Genomic DNA, 5,954 nt, shown 5'->3' on the forward strand with positions numbered 1-5,954 from the left:
ATGTTTTCAGTCGATTCATTTATTGATTAATTCTGGAGTTAAGAGCATATCTAATCTCACTTATGAACGTTTAGAATTATTGAAGTTTTTTCCTCCCACTTGTCAAAGATACTATCTGCTCAATTGAGAAACTTGAGACTAAAGCAGGTAAAGCACTAAAATAATTAACAATTTAATAGTAGTGTCAAATGAAAGCACTTGGCCATTATTAAAAACGGAGTAGTCAGGTGATAGAGAGACTTTGGCTATTTTTGAATTCGTCTATTGGTGAGTTCTGGAAACTGATACCATTCTATTGATTTGCGTTGGCGGAGCAAGTGCGGCAGCTATATCGCCTCCTACCTCATACTATAAATCTAAATACTTACTCAAGTTTCCCACTCTTTGTGTACTACATTTTGTCGTGCGGAATGTGGGTTAGAAATATCTCAATTGTTTTTTCCTTCTTTATATAGAATCCGGATAATTACTATAGCTTGCGTCCGCAGCGACTGGAAGGGAGTGGAAGGTTTGCGGAGCATTCCGGAACGGATAGCAATCTCAGAGGTTTAAGAGATTGCTTCCGTTTCGTCGCAATGACAACTGTTCAACCGGATTCTATATTAAAGCTAATATAGCTGTTTTCGGCTATCGCCGACATGAAACGCTGCGCGACATGTTTGCGGAGCATTCCCTATACGAAAAAACTTAGTTCGTCCGCAGGAGGCTAGCTGATAACTAATAACTGACTGCTGAATGCTTACTAAAATTCTATATTACTTGGTTGGCGTTGTTGATTTTTCCTGCGAGATGAACGTACCTGATTAATTACCTCAATAAACTCATCTCTTCTGAGATATGGATAATCACTAACCCATAAATTTACAGTAGGAAGATAAACATCTGAATATTTAGCAATTGTCTCTAAATCTTGTTGATAAGACATTACTAACATTACAGCTACCTGACCTCTAGAAATACCTTGATGATAACGACGTAGAGGAGCTTGCATTTCAACTGTAAATCCTGTTTTATCCCCCAATTCTAAATTTATTCGTTGCTCTAAATTTTCTACTATTATTAATTCCCCTTTTTTATTAACTTTTTCTTCTTGACCAACTACTTCTTCTGTAAGATATACATCAATAACTTTTCCTTGCCATAAACCACTATATGGATAGCGTCTAAATTCGGTATTGCGAAAACTAGCTAATAAAATAGGTCCCCACAACCAATAAAGACCTGCTGTAATACCAACTAATAAAAATAAAGGGTCACCATCATCATGAACAAATACATTAATTAAAACTATCGTCAAAACTGAGATAGCAGAAATTAAAGCTCGTTTCAAAATATCAGATAACCTACCCCAATAATATTGATATTGATCGCCTGTAGCTACAATTGGAATTAATTGTTCAAATGTTTTACGAGTTAAAGGAACTAGCATTTATAGATTTAAAATTTGAGATTAATTGATTTATTTTATAGCAGGGAATAGGGAATAGGGAATAGGGAATAGTTAGAAAAACATTTCCGCTTTCTAGATTCATCATCAGTCTATGTCCTAGCCAATTCTTTACTTAGCTATATATACAATATTTTTTATAAGGATGAGTTGCAATAACAATTCTAGAAAGCAAGGCACAATGAGAGAAACAGAAAAGCACTCTAACTGATAGCTGAGTGATAATTTATATATATTCTTGAGGTGAGACAGGTTTTATTTTTTTGATTATTCATGGTAAGATTATAATTGTTTATATTGTATGATAAAATACTCTATGCAAAAATTTATCCCACCAATTATCAGTAGTATAATTCTAGCATTGTGGATAACTGGGATGGCAATCCTCTCAGTTCAGAATGCCACCCCAATATCTTTAAAGTTTATTGGTTTCCAGTCTATCCAGATTCCTGTAGGAATTATCTTGTCTTTTAGTGTAAGTATCGGAGTTATAATTAGTTCGATTCTTTTGCCACCACTTTTTAATCTTGGAAAGATGAAAGACCATCAAGAAGATTTTTGATTTTAGGAGGAACTATAAATTACCCCTGATTTTAATCTTTCACCAAAAAATCAGGTCTCAAGTCTTTGACTTTAGCTAGAGGAACTGATAACTGATAACTGATAACTGATATTTGATAAGTTGTCATTATAACTTATACACTTGACCATCAATCAGGAGTCGAGTAATTCCTTTAGCTTGCAAATAGACTGTAGTTTTTTGCAACATTCTACCATCAGGAACTTTCAGAACCCTTTGATTATGAGCAGAAAATCTATGAGCTACTCGGTGATTATCAAAAACTGGTAAAGTTTTCTCCTGAGACTCTTCCACAGGTATTTGTCCTAATTCCCCAAAAGCTATCAAAGGTTTAGTAACTAACTCTGTAAATTTATCTACTACTAAGTAACAAATTTTTGGCAAGACGGACTCACTGAGGGTATGAATTTTAACTTCAGAGTGGTTAGAATTGGGAAATAGATGATCGGATCTGTCTACATCTTCTTCTACATCAAACTTATCTTCTACATCAAACTCCTCATCAAAATCTTCTAAATCATCATTCTCAAAGTCATCTAAATTTTGGGGTTGCTCTCGTAAATCTGCTGCTAAAATCTCTTCTATTTCTTCGGTAGGAGCATGATTACCCTCAAATGTATCATTTGATTTCTGATTATCTTGAGCAGCCAAAGATAATTTAGGGAATTCTGTCAGTTGCTCAGTCTCATCATCATTAGATGAAGAAGAACGTCGGCGTCGTCTTTTTAATACTCCATCTGGTTCATATTGGCTATAGTCCGATTCTTCTCGATCTAAACTTTCCCTAGCTGCTGATTCACCCAAGTCGCTACTATCATAATCTACATCTATATCTATATTTTTTTGGGAACGAGATGGACGCTTTTGCTTCTGTTGAACTAGGTTTTTATATTCATCTTCTGGTATGCTACTTTGTAATAACCGTCTAATTGTAGAACTACTAACTCCATAGCGGTCTGCTAGGGTAATAGTATTCTCTTCTGTTGTTTGATACAGTTCAACAATTTCTATTTTTTCCGAATCTGACAGCTTTGTAGGTGTCATACCACCTTCCCTAAAAAATATTTAATTAATTTATCTGCTATACTCTAGCTTAGACTAATATCTATAAAAATATTATATATATTTCACTAGGCATTAAAGTTTAATGCTACTTAAGGTTAAATAAATTTAAGTAGTATAGGTATAGGAAATATTTCAGCTTTTATAAGTTAGTTTTAAGAATCATAGTAAAATTTTATCCCTAAAATAATTCTGTACCTTACTTTTAAGTATTATATATGCAGATATTAAAATGATAAGATAATTAATAATAACTTTATTTCTTTACTTAATTCTGAAAGCCCGTGACGAGGATTGAACTCGTGACCTCACCCTTACCAAGGGTGTGCTCTACCACTGAGCCACACGGGCGTTTTTCTTTCAATCCTTTTAACTAGCTATCAGTTTTTCCTAAAGGAGTATTCCCAAAACATCATTTAGCTGTCAGATAAAAATTAAAAGCTTTAATTCCTACCACTATATATAAAATTAGTAGTTGTTATTAATTTTCAACCAGCCATTTTAAAGATTAAGGAGCTGATAGCTGAGTGCTAGTTTAATTTGAGTGAGTGGGCCGAGCTGGATTTGAACCAGCGTAGGCGTAGCCAGTGGATTTACAGTCCACCCCCATTAACCACTCGGGCATCGACCCTTGCTACTCACATTTATATATACTAACACAAATAATTTTTATTGCAATAGTTTGGTGAAAAAAAATTATTTGCTACTCCTCAAGTCCAAGCCACTATGGTGTTTAACAGTCTCTTGCAATGAATGTAGTCGATGATAAATACCTTCTTGGCCTAGCAATTCCTCATGGCTACCCACTTCCACAATTCTACCTTGGTCAAGTACCACAATTTTATCGGCCTCCCGTACTGTACTTAGTCTGTGGGCAATAATAATAGTGGTGCGAGTCCCAAAAATATCGTGCATTGCTAATTGAATAGCTCGCTCACTTTCATAATCTAAACTAGAAGTTGCCTCATCAAAAATTAGTATATCTGGGTCTACTAACAAAGCTCTAGCTATTCCTATACGTTGTCGTTGACCGCCGGATAATCGCATCCCTCTTTCACCAACAACTGTATAGTAACCTTGAGGCATTTGTTGGATAAATTCATCAGCTTTAGCAATTTTACAAGCTTCTTTAACCTGTTCAAAAGTGGCTTCAGGATTACCGTAAGTTAGGTTGCTTAATAAAGTGCCATTGAATATATCTACCTCTTGATGAACAATTGCTAATCGACGTCGATAACCTGTAATATTAAGACTATTAATATCTTCTCCATCGATTAAAATTTTACCTTGATTTGGTGAAAAATATCTGAATATTAATTTGACTAAAGTAGATTTTCCTGAACCAGATTTTCCGACTAAAGCAATAGTTTGACAAGGCTTAATCAAGAGATTTATATCTTTTAAAACAGGCTTGTTAGGGTTGTAACCAAAGCTCAATTTTTCAAATTCAAGTTTGCCTGTAAATTTGTAGGGATTAATATTTGTCGATTCTGTTGATTTTCCAGTTACTTCTGTTAAATTAGCAGCATCAGAACCTATGGGTAACTGCATAAATTCATGGAAACGAATCATGGAAGCATAGCGACGGACGAATTCTTCAGTTAATTGACTGATGGGAGTTATCTCTGCATAAGCCATACTGGCTAAAGTGTATATAGTTACAAAATATCCTAGAGAAATTTCACCAGACAATTTTGTAAATAATGTCAAACCTAGAATGAAGAATAAGCAAAATTCAACAATACTTGTCTGATACATGGATAGCCAAACATAGCTTTTATGAATTCTACCTATAATAATTTTGAGGGCGCGGTTGATTCGAGTAGTTTGTCTTTGCAATTCTTGAGTTTCTGTAGCAAATGCTTTGACTGTTTTTATATTGGTAATAATTTCTGAGTTGTGACTTTCTGTGTTTTCTTCATATTTATCAAAAGTGATTTCTCTTTTGGCAAGATATTGAAGGCTTTTGAGAGTAAAAATCAGGATAAAAATAAATGAACCAAGGAATAAAAGAGCAATTGGTGATTCTATTAAAAAGATGACAATAAAAATGCCGAATACCCTTACTAATTTTGGGATTAAAGTACCTGCAATATCTGGGTAAGTCCAGGTGTGATTTAAGACTCCTTTTGAAATACGGTTGGCGATACGTCCTGGGTTGTTTTCGTCGTAGAATTCTAGGGGTAGGGTGAGAATTTTTTGGATGGCTTTTTGGTAATGGTCTCGACGTGCTTTAAGTGGAACAAACCAATGATACCAGTGGCCGAGCCAAGCGAGAGTTGGACCTTTGGTGATGCTGACTAAAAATATTAGTCCTAATGGCACAGATAGGGATAATAGTTGATTATTTGGTAGTCCAGTTAAGTTGGCAATTGCCTCAATTAATTGTTCCATTGGCCAGTCTGTGGAACGTTCTGAGAGTACATTCAAAATCTGGCCGATGGCATAAGGAACTATGAGGTCTGTTAGTTCTAGGGCGCTTGATGCTCCAATGGTGAAGATGGAAAGTGGCAAGTATGCCTGGTAGTATTTAATGATGTCCCTGAAAGTTGCCATAATTCTATTTCAATTTTAGAACCACAGCTATTTATATTAATACAAAAATAATACTTTTGTAATATAAAAGTAAAAATTTCCCGATTTAGATTTTGGAATTGAAAACTAGATCGTTATAGTTAAGGGGTGGCGATCGCGAAAGTATAGCGCAAGTCAAAAGTCATGTATTCAAAAGTAATCTCTGACTGTATTTAGATTTTGGAATTGAAAACTAGATCGTTATAGTTAAGGAGTACAGACGACCATACTATAACAGTATAGCGCAAGTCAAAAGTCATGTATTCAAAAGTAATCTCTGACTGTATTTAG

At 34.7% G+C, this 5,954-nt stretch carries 4 protein-coding genes and 2 tRNA genes; 1 reads left to right on the forward strand and 5 read right to left on the reverse strand.

Annotated elements, in window-relative coordinates; translation table 11 throughout:
- Positions 1-742: 742 nt before the first annotated feature.
- Positions 743-1,429 (reverse strand): phosphate ABC transporter permease, encoded by a 687-nt coding sequence (locus ACP6PK_RS25315; protein ID WP_094671992.1) that lies wholly within the window; start codon positions 1,427-1,429, stop codon positions 743-745.
- A gap of 334 nt (positions 1,430-1,763) precedes the next feature.
- Here ACP6PK_RS25315 and ACP6PK_RS25320 point away from each other — a divergent pair, with 334 nt between their 5' ends.
- Positions 1,764-2,009 (forward strand): DUF1049 domain-containing protein, encoded by a 246-nt coding sequence (locus ACP6PK_RS25320; protein WP_426563721.1) that lies wholly within the window; start codon positions 1,764-1,766, stop codon positions 2,007-2,009.
- Between the two features lie 126 nt (positions 2,010-2,135).
- On the opposite strand, the gene ACP6PK_RS25325 is transcribed toward ACP6PK_RS25320, so the two are convergent.
- From ACP6PK_RS25325 to ACP6PK_RS25340, 4 genes are all read right to left on the reverse strand, one after another.
- Positions 2,136-3,071: a transcriptional regulator gene (locus ACP6PK_RS25325; RefSeq protein ID WP_426563723.1), complete on the reverse strand. Its 936-nt coding sequence runs from the start codon at positions 3,069-3,071 to the stop codon at positions 2,136-2,138.
- A gap of 297 nt (positions 3,072-3,368) precedes the next feature.
- A tRNA-Thr gene (locus ACP6PK_RS25330) sits at positions 3,369-3,440 on the reverse strand.
- Between the two features lie 198 nt (positions 3,441-3,638).
- Positions 3,639-3,720 (reverse strand) — tRNA-Tyr (locus ACP6PK_RS25335).
- 65 nt (positions 3,721-3,785) lie between these two features.
- Positions 3,786-5,645 (reverse strand): ABC transporter ATP-binding protein, encoded by a 1,860-nt coding sequence (locus ACP6PK_RS25340; protein ID WP_426563725.1) that lies wholly within the window; start codon positions 5,643-5,645, stop codon positions 3,786-3,788.
- Positions 5,646-5,954: the final 309 nt, after the last annotated feature.

It is taken from the genome of Dapis hubbardiae BLCC-M172, from assembly GCF_050016015.1.
Taxonomy (GTDB): Bacteria; Cyanobacteriota; Cyanobacteriia; order Cyanobacteriales; family Microcoleaceae; genus Trichodesmium.

Excerpts from the sequence above, each read along its gene's own strand:
- ACP6PK_RS25315 (WP_094671992.1), bottom strand. The coding sequence starts at position 1,429 with ATGCTAGTTCCTTTAACTCGTAAAACATTTGAACAATTAATTCCAATT.
- ACP6PK_RS25320 (WP_426563721.1), top strand. The coding sequence starts at position 1,764 with ATGCAAAAATTTATCCCACCAATTATCAGTAGTATAATTCTAGCATTG.
- ACP6PK_RS25325 (WP_426563723.1), bottom strand. The coding sequence starts at position 3,071 with ATGACACCTACAAAGCTGTCAGATTCGGAAAAAATAGAAATTGTTGAA.
- ACP6PK_RS25340 (WP_426563725.1), bottom strand. The coding sequence starts at position 5,645 with ATGGCAACTTTCAGGGACATCATTAAATACTACCAGGCATACTTGCCA.